18 protein-coding genes are annotated in these 19065 nt (G+C 49.8%); 7 read left to right on the plus strand and 11 right to left on the minus strand.

Annotated elements, in window-relative coordinates:
• Positions 1–50: 50 nt before the first annotated feature.
• The 3 genes from AC04MQ_RS10360 (at position 51) to AC04MQ_RS10370 (ending at position 2660) form a co-directional block, all read left to right on the plus strand.
• Positions 51–1880: an LTA synthase family protein gene (locus tag AC04MQ_RS10360; RefSeq protein ID WP_475392051.1), complete on the plus strand. Its 1830-nt coding sequence runs from the start codon at positions 51–53 to the stop codon at positions 1878–1880.
• 107 nt (positions 1881–1987) lie between these two features.
• Positions 1988–2461 carry a nucleotidyl transferase AbiEii/AbiGii toxin family protein gene (locus AC04MQ_RS10365; RefSeq protein ID WP_015090804.1) on the plus strand — a complete coding sequence of 158 codons (474 nt, stop codon included), beginning with the start codon at positions 1988–1990 and terminating at the stop codon, positions 2459–2461.
• Positions 2448–2660: a CopG family antitoxin gene (locus AC04MQ_RS10370; RefSeq protein ID WP_015090803.1), complete on the plus strand. Its 213-nt coding sequence runs from the start codon at positions 2448–2450 to the stop codon at positions 2658–2660. The genes AC04MQ_RS10365 and AC04MQ_RS10370 overlap by 14 nt, the downstream gene beginning before the upstream one ends.
• 15 nt (positions 2661–2675) lie before the next feature.
• Here AC04MQ_RS10370 and AC04MQ_RS10375 read toward each other — a convergent pair whose 3' ends face one another.
• Positions 2676–3710, minus strand: coding sequence for a hypothetical protein (locus AC04MQ_RS10375; RefSeq protein ID WP_475392052.1), 1035 nt, complete (start codon positions 3708–3710; stop codon positions 2676–2678).
• A gap of 9 nt (positions 3711–3719) precedes the next feature.
• The gene (locus AC04MQ_RS10380) at positions 3720–5132 is read right to left on the minus strand and encodes an MBOAT family O-acyltransferase (RefSeq protein ID WP_015090801.1); all 1413 of its coding nucleotides are present in this window, start codon (positions 5130–5132) and stop codon (positions 3720–3722) included.
• Between the two features lie 234 nt (positions 5133–5366).
• Here AC04MQ_RS10380 and AC04MQ_RS10385 point away from each other — a divergent pair, with 234 nt between their 5' ends.
• Both AC04MQ_RS10385 and AC04MQ_RS10390 read left to right on the plus strand, forming a co-directional pair.
• Positions 5367–5648: a type II toxin-antitoxin system mRNA interferase toxin, RelE/StbE family gene (locus AC04MQ_RS10385; protein WP_041577431.1), complete on the plus strand. Its 282-nt coding sequence runs from the start codon at positions 5367–5369 to the stop codon at positions 5646–5648.
• Positions 5638–5943 carry a helix-turn-helix domain-containing protein gene (locus AC04MQ_RS10390; protein ID WP_041577429.1) on the plus strand — a complete coding sequence of 102 codons (306 nt, stop codon included), beginning with the start codon at positions 5638–5640 and terminating at the stop codon, positions 5941–5943. Before AC04MQ_RS10385 ends, AC04MQ_RS10390 begins: the two co-directional genes overlap by 11 nt.
• A gap of 53 nt (positions 5944–5996) precedes the next feature.
• Here the strand turns inward: AC04MQ_RS10390 and AC04MQ_RS10395 are convergent, their stop codons facing one another.
• Genes AC04MQ_RS10395 through AC04MQ_RS10410 form a run of 4 tightly spaced genes read right to left on the minus strand, consistent with a single transcriptional unit; the run spans position 5997 to position 12135 of the window.
• Positions 5997–9992, minus strand: a complete 3996-nt coding sequence (locus tag AC04MQ_RS10395; RefSeq protein WP_475392053.1) for a DEAD/DEAH box helicase — start codon at positions 9990–9992, stop codon at positions 5997–5999.
• Positions 9993–9994: 2 nt separating this feature from the next.
• Positions 9995–11020, minus strand: coding sequence for an NAD-dependent epimerase/dehydratase family protein (locus AC04MQ_RS10400; protein ID WP_475392054.1), 1026 nt, complete (start codon positions 11018–11020; stop codon positions 9995–9997).
• Between the two features lie 3 nt (positions 11021–11023).
• The gene (locus AC04MQ_RS10405) at positions 11024–11338 is read right to left on the minus strand and encodes a hypothetical protein (RefSeq protein ID WP_011164139.1); all 315 of its coding nucleotides are present in this window, start codon (positions 11336–11338) and stop codon (positions 11024–11026) included.
• A gap of 56 nt (positions 11339–11394) precedes the next feature.
• Complete coding sequence (locus AC04MQ_RS10410; protein WP_041577426.1) at positions 11395–12135, minus strand: hypothetical protein; 741 nt, start codon at positions 12133–12135, stop codon at positions 11395–11397.
• A 151-nt stretch (positions 12136–12286) separates the two neighbouring features.
• On the opposite strand from AC04MQ_RS10410, the gene AC04MQ_RS10415 reads away from it, so the two are divergent.
• Positions 12287–13237, plus strand: coding sequence for a hypothetical protein (locus AC04MQ_RS10415; protein ID WP_148278773.1), 951 nt, complete (start codon positions 12287–12289; stop codon positions 13235–13237).
• A 37-nt stretch (positions 13238–13274) separates the two neighbouring features.
• On the opposite strand, the gene pstB is transcribed toward AC04MQ_RS10415, so the two are convergent.
• The 4 genes from pstB to AC04MQ_RS10435 form a co-directional block, all read right to left on the minus strand.
• Positions 13275–14042, minus strand: coding sequence for a phosphate ABC transporter ATP-binding protein PstB (gene pstB / locus AC04MQ_RS10420; RefSeq protein WP_011164136.1), 768 nt, complete (start codon positions 14040–14042; stop codon positions 13275–13277).
• Between the two features lie 3 nt (positions 14043–14045).
• Entirely contained in the window at positions 14046–14963 is a 918-nt protein-coding gene (gene pstA / locus AC04MQ_RS10425) for a phosphate ABC transporter permease PstA (protein WP_015090795.1), read from the minus strand.
• Positions 14964–15839 carry a phosphate ABC transporter permease subunit PstC gene (pstC, locus tag AC04MQ_RS10430; protein ID WP_015090794.1) on the minus strand — a complete coding sequence of 292 codons (876 nt, stop codon included), beginning with the start codon at positions 15837–15839 and terminating at the stop codon, positions 14964–14966.
• Between the two features lie 72 nt (positions 15840–15911).
• Complete coding sequence (locus AC04MQ_RS10435; RefSeq protein WP_015090793.1) at positions 15912–16913, minus strand: PstS family phosphate ABC transporter substrate-binding protein; 1002 nt, start codon at positions 16911–16913, stop codon at positions 15912–15914.
• Between the two features lie 124 nt (positions 16914–17037).
• On the opposite strand from AC04MQ_RS10435, the gene AC04MQ_RS10440 reads away from it, so the two are divergent.
• The gene (locus tag AC04MQ_RS10440; protein WP_475392055.1) at positions 17038–18576 is read left to right on the plus strand and encodes a sensor histidine kinase; all 1539 of its coding nucleotides are present in this window, start codon (positions 17038–17040) and stop codon (positions 18574–18576) included.
• On the opposite strand, the gene AC04MQ_RS10445 is transcribed toward AC04MQ_RS10440, so the two are convergent.
• On the minus strand, positions 18570–19019 hold the full coding sequence (locus AC04MQ_RS10445) for a Fur family transcriptional regulator (RefSeq protein WP_041577422.1): 450 nt from the start codon (positions 19017–19019) through the stop codon (positions 18570–18572). The two genes, AC04MQ_RS10440 and AC04MQ_RS10445, sit on opposite strands and share 7 nt — an antisense overlap.
• Positions 19020–19065: the final 46 nt, after the last annotated feature.

A 19065-nucleotide genomic window follows, 5' to 3' on the forward strand; every position in this document is an offset into this window, starting at 1 on the left:
GCTTGTCGAAATCAATGTACACCCCCAAATCCCCGTAGTATGAAAAAAACATGAGATTCCTGTCTTCCTCCATTGGCTTTCTTCTTCGCATCACCATCATCGGCGCTGTGTTTCGCGCTATCGTGGCCATTTATCTACAAATCTGGGATTTGATGGATTTCAGCACCATCAAAAACACCTTCCCGGCCTTTCTTCACGGCTGGCACTTTGACTTGGCCATCGGAGCGGTGGCTTATTTGCTGCTTTACTGGCTGATTCTGATTTTCAACCTTTCACCGAAAGCGGCAAGACGATGGAATTTCCTTTTCCTGTGGGTTTACATCGTGATGGTGGTGACCGATTCCCTGTACGCCAAGGAAACCGGCCGTCATCTTTCCTATGAAATCTATTCGATGTTCACCATAGAAGGCTCAATGGTGACCCTGTTTGGACGTTACTGGGTGGCGGTGCTGGTGTCATTGGCAGCCGCTGCAAGTTTGAATCTGTGGCTTTCTCCGAATTATAAACCCTCGTCCGGTCCCGTTGGGCGCACGTTTGCGATGCTGCTTGCGGCAATTCTGGCCGTCATGGGCTTCCGTGGTTTTGAGGGCATCCCGCAAGATCCTTCTTGGGCCTATCGCGCCGGTGGCGGACCGCAAGGAGCTTTCCTGGCCCTGAACGGAGCTTATGGAATCTTCTGGGCCGCCGTGGGCGAAAAAAAATCCAGCAAGGAAAACATCGCCTCGCCTAAAGACATCGACACCGAAAAAATCTTTGCCGCTTGGAAAGCCCAGCGTGGCATCCACACACCCATCGGAGGCTTTGACGGCAACATCGTGATTGTCTTCCTTGAAAGCTGGTGGGGTTCAGAAGTAGACCGCATTCAAGATGGTGTGGAAATTCTGCCTTTCTTCAACAAACTCCGCCGCGAGTCCCTGCACACAGATTTGTTCCTGGCCGGGGGCCATCGCACCACCGAGGGGATTTTTGCAAGCATGTGCAGCCTTCCCAATCCACTTGGGAAAAGCATCATGTACTCGGAAATTGAAAACAAAGATTTCATCTGCCTTCCGCGCTTGCTGACGGAAAAAGGCTATAGTTCGGCCTTCTTCCAAGGGTCTGACCAGTACACGAGCGGCACAGGGTTGCTGGTGCTGAAAACCGGCTTCCAAAGTTCTTACGGAAAGCGTGATATTCCAGATTACGAAAAACTTGAACAAAACGCCTGGGGTGTTTACGACACTGATTTGTATAAATTTGCGCTGGATAAAATGACGGGCCTGCGCGAACCATTCCTGGTGGGCATCAACACCAACACCACCCACGACAACCTGTTCCCGGCGCGAGCGGATCGCCAAAAGTACAAAACCATTCGCCAGTGGGCGGACACAGAACTTAAGGACTTCCACAAACTACTGCAAAGCCGCAAGTGGGAAAAAGACTGGCTGCTGGTCTTGGTTGCCGATCACACCACTTACGGGGGATCGAGCATCTTTGATCACTACGCGATTCCGTTTTTGATGAAACACTATACTAAAGACGGCAAGGAAAGCTCGGTACTGCCAAACAAACTCTTGCCGGGAGCGTTCTCACAACCCGACATCGCTGCCACGTTAGCTGATATCACTGGAGTGAAAGCTCCGACATTCCTGGGCAGATCCTTGGCGCGTCCGGAAGCATTCAGTCCCGGAGCAAGTGTTTTTCATTTAGGTCAGTCCGCGTGGTTTGAAAATGAATGGGCCGTGGTCTTTAACATTCGCAACCCGGGTGAAGAAAGATGCTTTAAGTGGAAAGAGGACATGAGCTTCACCAAAGAATCCCCATGTCCTGCCAATGGCAAAAAAATGCACGAAGAAGGCTTAAGCTATATCAAAGAGTCGCAGGAGCTTTTGTTCCAGTAAAAGCCCCCAGCCTTTCAGATAAGACATTTTTTCCTAATGATTTCATTTGTTTACAATTCTGAAACTGCTATCTTGCAATTGTATATACATGTATATACAATTGAGAGATGCTGCTATATCAACTGGTCGACAAATTTCAATACGAAAAGATCCCTTTCACCCTGGTGGGGGGCTATGCCCTTGCACTGCATGGCATTGTACGCGCTACCATGGATGTGGATTTCGTTTTAAATTTAAAACTAGAAGACTATCAAAAAGCTGAGACCGCCCTAGCCAGTCTCGGGTTACAACCGCGCATCCCAGTGCGCGCTCAGGACATCATTCAGTTTCGCAAAGAATACATCGAGGAACGAAATCTAATTGCATGGTCATTTGTGGACTTTAAAGATCCAAGTCGTCAGGTGGATATTCTTATCACAAAAAACCTTAAAGACTTGGATGTTGTAAAAATATCCGTAGCGGGCCGACGCATTCCCGTCGCCAGTCTGAAGGAGCTTTTGAAAATGAAGCTGGAATCCAACCGCCCCCAGGACCAAATAGACATCTTGCGAATTAAAGAGGTTTTGAATGAAAAGAAATAAAATCTCTCCCGAAGAAGCCGTGGAGTTTATTGAGTCATTCAATAAGATGATCCACGACAAAGATGAGCCAACAGAAGCAATCAGCCTGCGCATTCCTGCAAACTTGCTGCGTGCTCTGAAAACGACTGCAAAGATACAGGACACAAAATATCAAAGCCTTATTGTTAAATTTATTCGCGAAGGCTTAAAGAATTCGTAGTTTGAATCTGCTCTCTTAATGTGCTCCGGCTTCGCTGAGCGCAGGCTTCAGCATCAACATCATCGCCTTGCAAGTGGCGTGAGATCCATCATCCCAGAACGACGGCCCGGCATCATCCCCGGGCACCCCGTCCCAGTACGACTGCACGTGAACCTTGTCGGATTCCAGGCCCTTGATCATCTCTAGCCACTCTTGATGGGACTTCACTGCATCCGGATGGTCCTTTGCGTGTCTGCGAACAAATTCAGGATGAAACGGCGGAATCAGGATCAGGACTTCCACACCCTGTTCAGCCGTGGCTTTGATTTGCTTTTTGAATAACTCGACAAATTCGGGATTTAGTGGAGCCTTCATCGGGCCACCGAAAGTGGAATAGCTGACGTCGATTTCTTTGGCCAAAACATCGGCCGTGGTTTTTCCGGCATAATCCGCGGCTGCACACTTTTGATAGTCAATACCACTGCCACTGCCTTTGGGTGCAAACATGCCGTCAGCTTTTTTCTGATTCAACTGATGAATTGCCGCTTCTAAAGTATTATGACTGATCAGACTTTGCAGGTGCTCCAGATAGTACTTCATACCATCAAGACCTTCGACATCAGCCAGCAGTTTTTCCCGCAAGACCGGAGTCTGGCGAACTTTCACATCGGTGACTTCCCCGGCAAGCTCGAAATAGTCGGCAATCCAGATGACTTTCTTTAAAGGCAGCTTTTGATCCAAGGCTGTTCGTAACAGGGACACTTTCAAAAGCAAGCCAGCGCCTCCCTTCGAAAGATTGATCGTCTTAAGCCCTGTGACTTCTTCCACCCACAAAGCCGAAGTCGTTTCCCCACGGGAAGACCCCAGGATCACAATCTCGGCGTCAGGATTCGCCCCGACAATCTGGGCCGCCTGAAAATAGACGTTCTGGCTTTGGCGATTCGTATCGATAGAATCACAGCGATAATAACACATCGGATCCACAGCAAAGTTAAACCCTGCCAACAGCGCCATAAGTCCGATGATGAAAGCCGCAAGGAAAAGAATCATTTTCAAAGTATTGCTTTTCATACGTCCCACCTAGAATTGGAAATAAAGGAACGGAGATTCCTCACCCATGTAAGCCAAACACACCACAAACATCAGCGCCATCAATGCCGCCCGCCAAAGCCTCGGTTTGAATTCTCGCTCCCACGTGTTTTTGGCAAGGAAGGCCACCAAGATCCCCACACCCAGCGCCGCAAAGAAGCGGTCTTTATGTTTAAGCGGAATCAAAGTGATGTCCCAGTTGATGTCCCCATTAAGCATGAACACCTTCTGCAGCCAGAACAGCGCCTGCTCAACGGAATGTGCACGGAAGAACACCCAGCCCACACAGACCAGGAAGAAAGTGAAGGTCCACCTTACGTACTTGTTTTTAACCGTGTACCAGCCACGATCCTTAAACAGTCTTTCGATCGCCAGGATCCCACCGTGGAAACAGCCCCAGACCAGATATGTCCAGTTCGCCCCGTGCCACAGGCCACCAATTGCCATGGTCAAAAACAGATTGCGGTAAGTTTTCAAAACTCCGGCGCGATTTCCGCCAAGGGAAATATAAAGGTAATCTTTCAACCACGAAGACAGCGTGATATGCCAGCGCTGCCAGAATTCAGTGATGGACAAAGATTTGTAAGGCGAGTTGAAGTTCTGCGGGAACTGGATGTTCATCATCAATCCCAATCCCACCGCCATGTCGGAATAACCGCTGAAATCAAAATACAACTGCATGGTGTAGCCGATCATGGCAATCCACGCCTCAGCCGTAGAAGCCCCGGCCATATTCATCACCAGCGGATCCACCACTGCCGCGATACGGTCGGCAATCATCATCTTTTTTGCCAGACCGAACACGAAGAAATAGCAACCTTTCCAGAAGTTCTCGGGATTGAAGAAATAGGTCTTTGAATCTTCCAACTGAGGAACGATGTAGTTATGACGAACCAGTGGACCTGAAATCTGGTGCGGGAACAAGGTCACGTAACCTGCAAACTCCAAAAGATGCGCGTGCGCACTGGAGGTCTTGCGATAAACGTCGATCACGTAAGACAGGGACTGGAAGGTGTAAAAGGAAATACCGATGGGCAGTACGAGATTTAAAATCGGCAGCGGTCCCGCAAGCCCCGTCACCTGCAGGGCTCCATTCAAAGAGTCCGCAAAGAAGTTGTAGTATTTAAAGAATCCAAGAATGCCGAGATTGGCGATCACCGAAATCAGCAGGAAGGTCTTTCGGCGAGCCTGTGAGGTCGTCATTGAAATGGCTTTGGCTAAATAGAAATCCAGAACCACTGTGAAGAGCAGCAGGAAAACATACACCGTGCTCCAATAGCAATAGAAGAACACACTTGAAAGGAACAAGAACCACAGCTGTAGGTTCTTTTTCGTGATCCAGTAATAGCCGAGCAAAGTGAACGGCAGGAACAGGAATAAAAAGGCGTAGGAGTTAAATAGCATGGGCAGACACTACCCAAAAAATGGCTCAGAAAAAAGGTTCTGCTGCCATTTTTGGGCCACAGTGCGTCTAACTCACTCTACCCCAAAAAGAAACTGGCACTTCTGATCCGAACCTGGGACTCGGCCGCCTTCAGAAGCAGGTATTGCGCAATTTATTCACTCCTGCTTCTTGCTCTCACACCCCATATTGACAATTTCACCAAAATACGGTAATTTACCGTACTGAAAGGTTCTATGGAAAGTCGAACACAGGTTCGAATATCCAGATTCGCAGAGAAGCAGTTAAAAAGAATCCCTTCACACATTAAAGAAGCCCTACGTTATTGGGCAGAATCCATCGAGCTGATCGGTTTGAGTCAGACAAGAAAGCTCCCGGGCTACCATGACGAGCCTCTTAAGGGAGACCGCAAGGGACAACGATCCATACGACTAAATCGTTCTTATAGAGCAATTTACGTGGAAACGATCAAAGAGATTGAAATCATCGTCATTGAGGTGAACAAACATGAGTACTAAGAGCCTCACAAAGATTTTAGAAAAAGAACTAGGCCCGATGTCCTTTGGCGGCTTCCTGCGCGCGGCCAGAACCACCAAGTCCCTTTCTCAAACAGAAATGGCGATGCTTTTAGAAATCTCTAAAAGCACCCTCTGCGATATCGAAAAGGGCCGGCAAAATGTGAGCATCGATCTTGCCGCAAAGATTGCAAAGAAATGCGGCTTGTCCGAAGTATTGGCTGTCGAATGTGCCATTCACGATTATTTGCGAAAAGCCGGACTAAAAATGACTGTGCAAGTTCGGAAGTCCTCTTAAAAGTTGGCGCGCCAGCATGACGCGCCATGGGCCAAAAAAGAACCAGGAACCTTTTAGGATTTAAGGCCCAACAAGAAGTCGAAGTCCTCTTTGGTCAGGGCGCCGCCGGCCCCGGTCAGATCCGTGCTGGCTTCTGCTTCTGAGAACAGGCTTTGGAACTTGCGATTCTTGCGTTCCTTCAAAAGCTCCATCTTTTCTTCCAGGGATTCGTGCATGATATAGCGGAAGACCTGAACGGCCTTACGCTGCCCCAAACGGTGCGCACGGTCTGTGGCCTGATTTTCGACTGACGGATTCCACCATGGCTCCAGATGGAACACATAACTGGCCTTGGTCAGATTCAAACCCACCCCGCCCGTTTTCAGAGTCATCACCAGAACAGCCCCGCCGTTGGTTTCGTTAAAGTCCTTCAGAATCTTCTGGCGCTGCTTCGTTGGGATCGCCCCGTGCAACACAAAGACCGGGATGCCGACCGCTTTCAAAAGCTTTTCAGTGCGTTCCAGCGTCTGCAGGAACTGAGTAAAGACCAGCGCACTTTCGCCGGATTCAATGATTTCCTGCAAAGAGTCCATCAACGCTTCCAACTTAGGCGGCGTCTTTTCGTACTTCACCTCTGGCAATGCGCCGGGATCAGAGCACGCCTGACGAAGGCGCAGTAAAGCGGTCAACATCTGCAACTGCGACTGGGACTCCCCGGCTTCGCGGATGGTGTCTTGAATGCGCTGATTGTAAGCGATCGCAATATCGCGGTAGATCTGCTTTTGCTTGTCTTCAAAGGCGATACTGACTTTGGTTTCCTGTTTTTCAGGAAGCTGATCCAGAATCTCTTTTTTTGTTCGGCGCATGATCAAAGGTTTGGTTTTAAGCTTTAGATCCTCGACGTCTTCAAGCAACACCACTTCGGTGTTCACAAAGTGACGGCGGAAATCATCGTACTTGCCAAGACATCCCGGCACCACCAGATCCAACAACGAATAGAATTCACCAAAGTGATTTTCCATCGGAGTACCGGTCAGACACATTTTGAATCTGGCATTCAGCATACGCGCCGAACTGGTTCGTTTAGCAGTGATATTTTTCAGATTTTGAGCTTCATCAAAGATCAGCACATTCCAATTGTACTGGCTTAGGAACTCGTCATTTTCCATCAAAAGACCATAGGTCGTAACCACAACCAATGGTTCTTTGGCTTCAAGTCTTTTGCCAAGGCGGTCATGGTCCTTACTGGTAAAGATCTCAAACGGCAGTTCCGGGGTGAATTTCGCGACTTCGCTTTCCCAGTTGTACACCAAACTTGAAGGCACCACGACCAGCACCTGGCCCAGCTGTTCGCGCGTGCGAAGCAGATCCAGGAATGACAGCGCTTGCAGAGTTTTACCCAGACCCATGTCGTCGGCCAGCAGTGCACCCATACGCAGAGTGAACAGATCCAGCAACCACTGCACACCTTCGTGCTGATAAGTCTTAAGTTCCGCTTTCACCGAACCCGGCAGCTTGACCAGATCTGTGCGCGATCCCAAACCATCATAGAAGGCACAGATGCGCTTCCATTCATCGTCCCCACGGAAGGCATAGCCCGACGCGCGCAAAGCCAGCAGTTCAAGCGCCTGGTGTTTCGGCAGCTGATAGTATTTATCGGTCCAGGCTTTTTTGGATGAATCTTTTTTACCGGCCTGAAGCTTTTGCCAGAATCCTTCCAAACGACGCAAAGACGGAATTTCTTTGCGCGGCACCAGGAAGAACTTTCCATCGTATTCAACCACCCCGCCACTGCCCATGCTTTTCAGCTGAGTGGCATCAATTTCTTTCCCCTGCAGGAAGAAACGAGGATTCAGCTCAAACCAGTTCAGCATCCCTTCATCAAGTTTGCTGACAATCTGGAAGTCGACAACGAATTCATTCTGACCAAGTTCTTGCAGCAGCTGTCCACGCACATACAGGCGAATGCCATGATCCACTAGTGGTTGCAGCAACCCCAAGGACTGCGTCGGCGTGACGTCTTCTTTACCCCAGGAAGGCATAAAGAAATGACCTTGCTCCAGCATGGGATCTTCTTCGATCTTTCCATCCCAGGCCTTGGTTAAAAAGCCGGTGCGGGCGCGTTTAAAGGCGCTGCCTTGGGTGGACAATGCCATGTATTTCAGAATTTCATAAAGAACACGGAATTCCCGTTCAACCGAGCCCGAGAACAGGTATTCCCCTTTGGAACTGTAAATGGCCTCACGCTCGCCAACAGATTTCAGAACTTTGGCGACATAGTCAGAAAAAATGCCCAAAACCCCTTTAGAGCACAGTTCATCCAACGGCTGAGTCTTGGTCAGACTTGTGCCGTCTCCGGTCACAAGCAAGCTGTGCACGCGATTATGCAACGCCGGGAAGATATTCGCCGGGTCGCAGGTCGTGCCATCAGTCAGCTGACCTTCAAAGTGATAAGTCAAAGCCTCCAAAGTCAGATACTGCAAGACTCCGAGGTGTTTTAGAATCTTCAAATCCCATTCGCGCTTTTTAAAACTGCTCGAGGCCAGGGATTTAACTTCGGTTTGAAGTAAAAAGCCCAGCCCCTCTTGCAACGTGCGCATGATCAGCACCACCGGAGTGCTGAAGCCCTTTTTACTGACGGTTTCTTTTTCGTTGAGAGTGAAAACCTTTTCCGGGACAAAGCCTGCATCATCCTGATGATGCAGGTTCAGGACACTGGCAATAGCGCCCATGTCATGGCTGCCACCCTGAACGCGCACCGGAAGCGAACGTCCGCGCAAGAATTTCATAAAGGCCGCGGTTTCACCCTTGCCTTCAACATGCAGGTGCGAAAAGGCTCTGGGACGGTCTGCCTTCAACTGGCGGGAATAAAACTGATCTAAAGCTTCGCTTTCTTTTTTCCATGCAAAAGCAACAACCGCTCCGGTTGTGAAGTCCACCGCGAAGTTATCAAAGAAGATGTATTTCTGCTGATCTTTTTGCGCCGACAGCAAGGCTGAGGTTTTAACTTCCTCAGAGCCACTGAATTCAACTTTCCATTCAAAGGCGTCTTCGGCCTCAACACTGATGTTGCCAACCTGGAAGGCTTTTCCAAGATCTTTTTGATCCTGCAAATAAAACTTCAGATCCCCTTTGTTCACCCGGCGGGTGATACGGGAAAGAAGCTCTTGCATGACGGCTTCAATATCCAAAAGGTCCCGGCTGAAGAAGCGATGCGGGTCACTGGGAAGAAGTGGCCAAAGAACCTCAAAAGTTTCCTTGCGTGCGGGGCCCGGCAACAGATCGCGCGGAACCACGGATCGATAAGCATGACGAAGAATATCCCGGCTGCTGATTTGAACGCCGTCATTGAAATTATAACGAAGAAGCCCAGCCAACTGATCCTGATGGCGCACATCAGCCCAGTAAACGGTTTCTTTTTGCAAAGACCCGCGGAAAGCCTGAGGCAGTCCCCACACCGCCCCGGTGCCGGATTCGTCCCCTTCGGCAACACGGCCCAGCTCATAGACCTTGTTCCATTCTGGCAGGTATTCTTCCAACGCGCGATCGTCGTCCAACGAAAGCGTTTCAGAAACCAGACTGATGGATTCAAGCTTTAAGTTTTCAGGCAGGCCTTTGCCATCACCCTCACCGCGGCGGGCTTTTTTGGTTTCCGTCAGATCCCAGAAGTCCTCGCAGAAATTACTGACCTGGAAGCTGTGATTACGCAGGAATCCACGATCCACCGACAGTGCCCACCAAATCAGAATCAATGAGGCCCACTCATGAACGCAGATGTCTTCTTTGTCCTTGCGGCTTTCAGCACACTGGGCGCAGTGGAAGGTCAGATCCCCGCCATCAGCGTCTTCTTCGACCTGCACATAGGATTTGCGCAAAGTGGATTCTTCTGCGTAAACGAACTGGATGTCTAATCCGCCGTCTTCCTTCTTTTGGATGTTGTGGCTGTCCAAAGACAATTTTTTAAGAATGCGGAATGCATTTTCAGCAACAGGCATTTGCTCCAGGGTCGCAAGATCCTTGGGGCTGACTAACTGGGAAATTTTTTGAAGACTTAATCCGGAAAAGGCCATCCCTACAAGGTAGCAGAAGTCCTTGAAGAATAAAATTCTTTATACCACTGAAGTGTTTCTTTCAGAGCATCTGTGAGATTTCTTTGAACTTTCCAGTTCAGATCGCTCTGAGCGAGCTTTGAATCCAAATTCGCATGCACGGACAACGAGGACTTCGACCCCTCGCCCAAATTCACCCGGGCATTTTCTCCCCAGGCTGTCGCCAAAGCTTGCGCAACTTCACCGACTGTGTTAGTATCTTTCGCCGCAAAATTATAGGTCGGCGCAAGCTTCGGCCCGCGCTCATACAAAGCCTCGGCAAGACTCATCAGGCCCGCCACCTGATCCAGCACGTGAATCCACGGGCGCACGGACTGAGGGTTCTTTAAATCAAAGCTGTTGCCAGCCACGAAGGCCTGCACAGCCTGCGGAATCAACGCCTGCTCGGTGAAGTCCCCGCCACCAATGGCAGAACCAATACGAGCCGTGGCTATGGCAATTTTATGTTTATTGTATTTTTCAGGGGCAAAAAAACTCTGACGATAAGAAAGAGCAATCATCTCGGCACAGAGCTTTGCTGTGGGTAAAATCGCTGACGGCGCCACTGCATCTGTTTCAGTCAGATCCTCGCCGGAAGTTTTTCGTCCATAGACCTTATCTGAGCTGACCACCACCAAGGAACGCACCGATGCGGTTTCCCGCATCAACTCCATCAAGGTCGCCGTTCCAAGTGCTGCTTTGCCAAAGGTTTCCAAAGGTCTTTTGCCAAGGTCAGAAATCAGACCGCTTTCCCCCAGATGCAAAACCACATCCGCTTCAGCAAACTGCAAAGCCTCGCGCAACGCGGATTCATCCCGCATATCCCCGTAGGTCATCGAGATTTTCTGCCCCAGATTTTTCAAATCAAAAAGATTCGGAGATGTCGCGGCGGGCTCGCCAAAGCCAAACACCTGGGCTTGGGAATCAAGCAGAGTCTGCACCAGCCACGCCCCCAGAAAACTCGTGGGGCACGTGATGAAAACTCTTTTACCGCTCCAGAATTGAGTCACGGCTTAAGCGCCGCCCAGAAGGTTTTGCTCCACCCCATGGCCACGATGATCCGGGTGCACCCAGTGCGCCAGAACCTTGCCTTCATAATTCCAATAAAAGCCCACAGGGTCTGTTTCAAAGATCGCCACACGCAGCTGACCGTTCTTTTCTGTCGCTTTCATTTTCAACAAGGTCTGAGCCAGAGATTCAGGGCTGATTTTCCCGCTGGACGCTGATGGCGTGCAGTGAGCCTCATAAAGACGGGCCAACAAAGAAAGCTCAACAAGGTTGAACATGCTTTCACGAATAAAGTACTTATCAGTCTGAAGTGATGTCATCCCACTAGCCTAACCACTCTGCCAATGCGAGGCAATCGCAAAGCAGGAGAGAGCATTTAATGACCTAGTCCAAAGGCGATAACCCCGCGAGGCTGCGCTTTGGATTCCATGAACCGAGCCAGAACCTCTGCCATCATCAGGTTCATGTGACCCGCCTCAAGTTCTGGAACATCGGCCACATAGAAGCGATTTTTAGATTGAACGATATAGGGCACAATTTCACGGGTGACGGAGTTTCGCGATTCAGCCAGCATGGAAAACTTGCTCATATCCGACGGCAAAAGCTCCACCTGTTCAGTCAGGGTCTTATTGGTTTTTTTAAAGAACCCGCCTTCGTAAAGGACCTCATCAAAAAAGCCCGTGAATTCCTGGCGCGCCATTCTTAGGAAGCGCAAACCCATTTCACTTTCCAAGCGTGGGCCCATCTGCCAGACATTATAACCAAACCACACAACGCTCCCCTTGGTGTTCATAAAGTCTTCAACAAACACCCGGGGAACGCGATGGTCGAAATGAGTTCCAACATAAATATTTTTATCACAGCGATGGACTTCCCCGCTTTGATAACTGCCAATCCCCGATGCGTGAACCGAGTAACCCACATACGGCGCCAAAAGCCCCCGCAACTGCTGGGCAAAAGCTTTCCCCGAGGCCAACTGGTCCCGGGACTCGGCATCAAAATAAATCTGAACGCAGTTTGCTTTCTCGGGCGTCGACAATCCGCGAAAAGCGGCGATGCCAAGACTGCCGATTACCACCAGCCCCAAGAGAACCACCAAGCCTCTTTGACGTCTCATTCTTCACCTACTTGAAAGGGATAACCAAGGCTAACGAGGTCTTTTTGAAAACTCGAGTTAAGTTGATGTAAAGATCGTCAGATTTAAATACTTTGAACCCCTGATAGAATAGCTGTTGTCCGCAAGCAAAGAGGGTTTTAAGCTGTGGGATATGACAAAGTTATTGATCACCGTTCTGTCAGTTTTGGGTGTTTCGACCTCTGCATTGGCCTTTGAATTGGCTCAAGGCTTAACCCCGCCGGGTCGTCAGCGTCCGACATTTAATTATCTGGGCTTTTTCTATGACAAGGCGGAATTCCCACAAGAGCGCGCCAACATGCGCTATCAACTGGTGGACTTAAGCTCTCCGGTTTACAAAACTGAAACTCAATCCGTGGGCTTAAGTTTTTCAGGAAGCCAGATGAGCGTGGACCCCGCACAGAACGGTCATTCCGAGCTATATGACATCAAGTTTGGCGCAAGCTACACGGAAGTGATCGGTGAAAAACGCATGTGGTCCGTGATGGTCAACTACGGTTCTGCCAGCGACAAACCCTTCTATGACCCGTCGGTTTCCACTTTAGGGGTGACGGCCTTTTACTCCTACCCGAGCGATGCCACCAGCAGCTGGCTGCTACTGGCCAACTATTCCAACAACCGCCCGATCCTGAACAACATTCCCCTGCCGGGTTTTGCGTGGTTCTATTACCCGTCCCGTGAATTGAATCTGGTGCTGGGCGCCCCATTTGCTTCGATCAACTGGCAGTTTGCCGACAAGTTCGGACTGACTTTCTTCACCTTGGTTCCCTGGGTGATCAAAAGCACGGTGTACTATAAACTGAACGACTTTGCGCAAGTGTATGCGGGAATGGACTTCAGTCAGGTAACTTATTTGCCATACGGTCGCGAAAACCGCGAAGATCGTTTGTTCTATGATGAAAAGAAATTCTTGATGGGTATCAAGTCGCCATTGTCCAAGTCCGTCTTTGCAGACTTTGAAGTGGGCCACGCCTTTGACAGAAGATTCTTCGTTGCTGAAAACTACGAACTGGATCCCGGCAACCAAGTCGATATCGGCAACGCCTACTACGCCAAACTAGCCCTGAAAATCGCCTTCCAATAAACAACGCAACGCTTATGCAAAAGTAAGCAGGTACCTTTTAGCCGAAGCGGCCTGTGATGTAGTTTTCTGTTCTTTGATCTTTTGGGTTGGTGAAGATCTGATCACTGGCGCCGAATTCGATCAGGTCGCCCAGATACATGAATGCGGTGAAGTCCGACACACGGGCTGCCTGGTGCAAGCTGTGGGTGACGATCGCGATTGTGACGTCTTTACGAAGCTCTTGAATCAGCTCTTCGATGTGACGAGTGGAGATTGGATCCAGGGCTGATGTAGGTTCATCCAGCAGCAGGATTTCAGGTTCGGTCGCCAGGGCGCGGGCGATGCACAGACGCTGCTGCTGGCCGCCGGAAAGCGCGGTCGCTGAAGAGTGCAAACGATCTTTGACTTCGTTCCAAAGGCTCGCCTGCTGCAGGGACTTTTCAACTTGTTCTTCGATGAAGCTTTTCTTTTTGACCCCGCGAACCGTCAGCCCGTAAGCGACGTTGTCATAGATGCTTTTTGGGAATGGATTTGGTTTTTGGAAAACCATTCCGATACGCATGCGCACTTCCATTGGGTCGATGTCTTTACCCAGGATGTTGCTTTGATTTGGATAAAGCAGAATCTCGCCCTGATACTGGGCATTGGCGTAAAGATCATGCATGCGGTTGAAACAACGAAGCAGCGTGGTCTTACCGCAACCGGAAGGACCAATCAAAGCAGTGACGCGGTTTTCATAAATCGGCAACGTGATGCCGTTCAGAACTTTTTTATCACCGTAAGAGAAAACCAGATTTTTAACTTCAGCGCGCAAATTCAACTGCATAAATTACCACTTCATCTTTTTACGGAAACGGGAGCGCAGGTAAATCGCCCCACCGTTCATAATCAAAGTCATCACAAGCAACACCACACCCGTGGCCGCCGCGTTCACGTGGAACTCGGGCTGAGGTCGTGACAACCAGTTAAACATCTGAATAGGCATCACGGTGAATGGATCCATGAGCCAGGTGAAATTCACATAAGGGAACTGCCCGTCAATCGGCGGCGTTGGCAAGAACGCGATAAACGTCAAAGCGCCAATCGTGATCAACGGTGCTGTTTCACCGATAGCACGGGACAGTGAGATAATCACACCCGTCAGAATACCACCGGAAGAATAAGGCAGAATATGATAGCGGATGGTCTGCCACTTGCTGGCCCCCATCGCGTAGCTCGCCTCACGGATGGTGTTCGGGATCGCACGGATGGCTTCACGTGTGGTCACGATGATGATTGGCAGAACCAACAACCCCAAAGTCAAACCGGCGGTCAGAATGCTCTGACCCAGTTTTAACTTGTATACAAACAGACCCAGCGCCATCAGACCGTAAGTGATCGATGGGATCCCCGCCAAGTTGATGATGTTCAATTCAATGATCTGCGACACCCAGTTTTTCTTGGAGTATTCTTCCAAGTACACACCAGCGGCCACCCCCAAAGGAATGGCACAAACCGCCGTGGTCACCATGATCAGGAAAGATCCCACCCATGCTGATAAGATCCCCGCTTTTTCAGCAAAGCGCGAAGGGAAGTTTACGAAGAATTCAGCATTGATGCGCGGAATCCCGGTCATCCCCAGATCCACAATCAGCGCCAGCAAAGTCACCAAAGCAAAAAGCAGTGACAACAAACCCATCAGGGCAAAAGCAAAATCCCACATCTGACGGCGCTTGATATTCGCCAAAAGTTCCTGACGTGAATCCATTTACTCTTTCTCCTGGAACTTTTTACGCAGCCACAGGCCCACGATATTGAAACACAAGGTCAGCACCAAAAGGCTCAACCCCGCCACGTAAATACTCTGATACCCGATCGAACCGTGAGGCAAATCCCCCAAACTGACCTGAACGATAAAGGCCGTGATGGTCGCCGCAGGTTCGGTGGGATTGATCGTCAGATTGGGCTGCATGCCCGCCGCGATCGCCACCACCATGGTTTCACCCAAAGCACGGGAGATGCCCAGAATGTAAGCAGAAGTGATCCCCGAAAACGCCGCCGGAATCACAACCCGGAAGGCCGTCTGCATGCGCGACGCCCCTACCGCAAACGAAGCTTCGCGCAGGTGATTAGGCACCGAGCGCATGGCATCTTCACTCAGACTGGACACATAAGGAACGATCATCACCCCGATTACGATTCCGGCACTGAGGACGTTGAAGCCCCCAAGGTTAGGAATGATCTTTTGCAAAAGAGGCGTCACAAACAACAAAGCAAAATAACCGTAAACAACTGTAGGTACAGCCGCGAGAAGTTCCAGGACAGGTTTTAAAATTTCACGCGCCGAAGGACGAACGTATTCACTTAAAAACGCTGCCGCCACTGTGCCTAGTGGTATTGCCACCGACAACGCGATCACCGTGGAAAGTAAAGTTCCACTGAGCAGAGGCAAAATACCATAGCGGGCATTTTCAAAAAGCGGTGTCCACTGCGTGTCTGTTAAGAAGTCTTTAAGGGGCACATGCGCAAAGAACGGCATGCTTTCCGTCACTAGGATACCGACGATGCCGATAGTGACCAGAACCGAGGAAGCCGCCGCCAGGAACAGGACCGTTTCAATGGCCCGCTCCCTTAAACGACGCATCCGCCGGACCGGGTGGTCGGCGGATGTGAATTCAGAAAGTTTTCTAAGTTGGCTTTTACTCACGTGGCTAAACTACAACGAACCTTCACGTTTCATCAACTCTTCAATTTTCAAACCCACTTCAGAGTGGCCGCCAAAGACGGTTCCAAGCTTGTTCTTTTTAACGTGGTCTTTAACCATGTCATAAGCCTTGGCTGGAAGTGGAACGTACTTCACCTGAGGAACGATTTCGAAGGACTTGCTGATGTAGAAGTTCACGAACTCTTTCACCTCAGCTTTGGCCATGGATTTTTCGCTAACGTAGATGAAGATTGGACGAGACAGTGGGAAGTAAGAACCGTTCTCAACCGTTTCGCGACCTGGAAGCACCGCTTCGTTTTTCTTAGGGGCTTTGTCGCCACCGACGATGGCTACGACTTTCAGCTTACCTTTGTTTTCTTCATAGTACGCCAGCGGAACATAGCCCAAAGCGTAAAGATCATTGGAAACACCTGTCACCAGAGTGTTGTCATCTTCAGAAGCTGTATAGTCACCGCGAGAAGACTTGGATTTACCAACAACTGCTTCCGTGAAGTAGTCAAAGGTACCGGAGTCAGAACCTGCACCGTACAATTTCAGTTTTTCTTTTGGCCAAGCTGGGTTTACGTCAGCCCAGGTGTTGATTTTACCCTGAGCGCCTGGTTCCCACATTTTTTTAAGTTCAGCCACGGTGATGGACTTCAACCATGTGTTTTTAGGGTTTACCACCACAGCAGTAGCGTCATAAGCGATTGGAAGTTCCAGGAATTTGATACCCGCTTTACGGCAAGTTTCGATTTCAGAGGCTTGAATTGGACGGGACGCATTTTGAACGTCTGTTTCACCACGGCAGAACTTTTTGAAGCCGCCACCTGTTCCGGAGATACCGACGGTCACGCGCACTTTACCACGTTGGGAAGACTGGAATTCTTCAGCCATTGCTTCGGTGATTGGGAATACGGTGGAGGAACCATCGATTTTGATAACTGGAGCTTGTGCGTGCGCCAAAGCCGCAGCAATAACAACAGACAAAGACACTACAAAGTTGGTCAACATAAAATCTCCCTATGGATTTATGGGACAAACTCTAGCACTATGATATTGCGCTGTATTGTTAAGGTTTTATTATGATTTTAGCCGTTTCGCGTTACCAAAAACCTAGGATAGACTAAATAAATCTATGATTACAGACCTTCTGAAAGACCAAAATACTCTGCTAGAGAAGATCAATAAAACGATCCCCAACAGCGTCTATATTTTCGACCTGAACGAGGTCAATATGGTGTGGTTCAACGACCGGGTGAAGGATCTGTATGGATACACCCTGGCCGAGCTTCGCGCCCTGGGCCCGGAATACTACGCCAGATCCATGCATCCAGACGACATCCCCGTTCTAAACGCCGCCATTGAAAAGTCCCGCACCCTGAAAGAGGGCGAGGTCATTTCCATCGAATACCGCTTTAAAGATCACAACGGGCAATATCACTGGATCAATGACCGCATCACACCTTTTTCCCGGGATGCAGATGGCAACGTCGCCACTATTTTGGGCATCGCCACCGATGTGGATGATCGCAAAAGCTATGAAGAGACTTTAAAAAAGACCATTGAAAAAATGAACCTGTCCCTTTCTGCCGCCAATATGGGAACCTGGGAATGGGATATCGAAAAAAACCGCCTGCAGTGGGACACGAAAATGTATGAAATGCATGACGTGCCGGTGCTGCCGGGCTTAAACCCGCTGGATGAAGTCTGGAAGCGCGCCATTCGCGAAGACATGGAAAGCGTCAATCGCCGCATTCAAGAGGCCGTTGAAAACCGCCAGGATTTCTATGTCACTTACCGGGTGACCCATTCCAATCAGCAGATCCATCACATCAAATGTTATGGCAAGTTCATGACCCAAAATGGCAACACCGTCAGCCCGCGCATGTACGGCGTCGCTTGGGATTCCACTGAAGAATTCCAGACAGAACGCGAAATGGCTGAAAACAAAGCCAAGCTGATTTCCTCCACCAAGATGGCCGCTCTGGGCGAGATGTCCGGCGGTATCGCGCATGAAATCAACAATCCCCTCACCGTCATCCAGGCCCGCGCCTTTCAGCTGCAGCAGATGGTGGACTCTGGCAAAATGGATCCGGCAAAAATCAAGCAGGCCGCTGAAAGCATCAGCCGTACCGCAGACAAGATTGCCCGTATCATCAAGTCCCTGCGCTCTTTCGCCCGCGAAGGCACTTACGATCCGTTTGAAGTCATTCCGTTAAAACAAATCATCGAAGAGACTTTGGAATTCTGCCGCACCAGATTTTACAATCATGGCGTGGAGGTCGAAGTCGGCGAAATCGACCCGGAACTGGAAGTGGAATGCCGCCTGATTCAGATCGAACAGGTGTTGTTGAATCTGTTGAATAACTCTTTTGATGCCATCAGTGATTTACAGGAAAAATGGATTCGCATCAAAGTTGTCGAGCAGGTCGACAGCATCGAAATCCACGTGATTGATTCCGGCAACGGAATCCCGGAAAAAATCGCCGAACAGATCATGCTGCCCTTCTTCACCACCAAGGAAGTCGGCAAAGGCACGGGCTTGGGCCTAAGTATTTCTGCGGGTATTATGAAAAGCCACAAAGGCGAATTAATCCTGGATCGTCAGGCGCCGAACACGACATTTGTGGTGCGTCTGCCGCGCTGGCAGGAAGAAGAAGCTCTTAGCTATTGACAGCGGGAGCACACGCCAAAGAAATCCAAGCGGTGGGCCACTTGTTTGTACCCCATCGCCTCGACCATCTTGATATGCTGATCCAGATCACAGATATGCAAAGGTTCCACGCGCTGGCAGTGACGACAGATCACGTGGTGGTGATGGTGGCCTGACTCCAAAGTCAGTTCAAAGCGCGCAACGCCGTCCCCGAATTCCAGACGGGAAACCAAGCCGCCTTCCTCAAATTTTTTCAGGATGCGATAGATTGTCACCAGATCCATGCCGTCGGATTTGTCGTCGATCTTTTTAAAGATCTCGTCAGCGGAAATAGGCTCGGGATGATGCAAAAGGATCTTCAGCAATTGACCGCGCTGCTGGGTCAGTTTCATCCCCGCTTTGCGCACTCTCTCGTTCAGAGAGTCGATATCAATGTTCTTCCGATCATGGCTGCACTTTGTCATACCCTAGGAGATACACCAAATGCCCGGCAAAATCCACTTTCCGGGC

The sequence above is a fragment of the Bdellovibrio sp. MYbb2 genome (assembly GCF_056175685.1).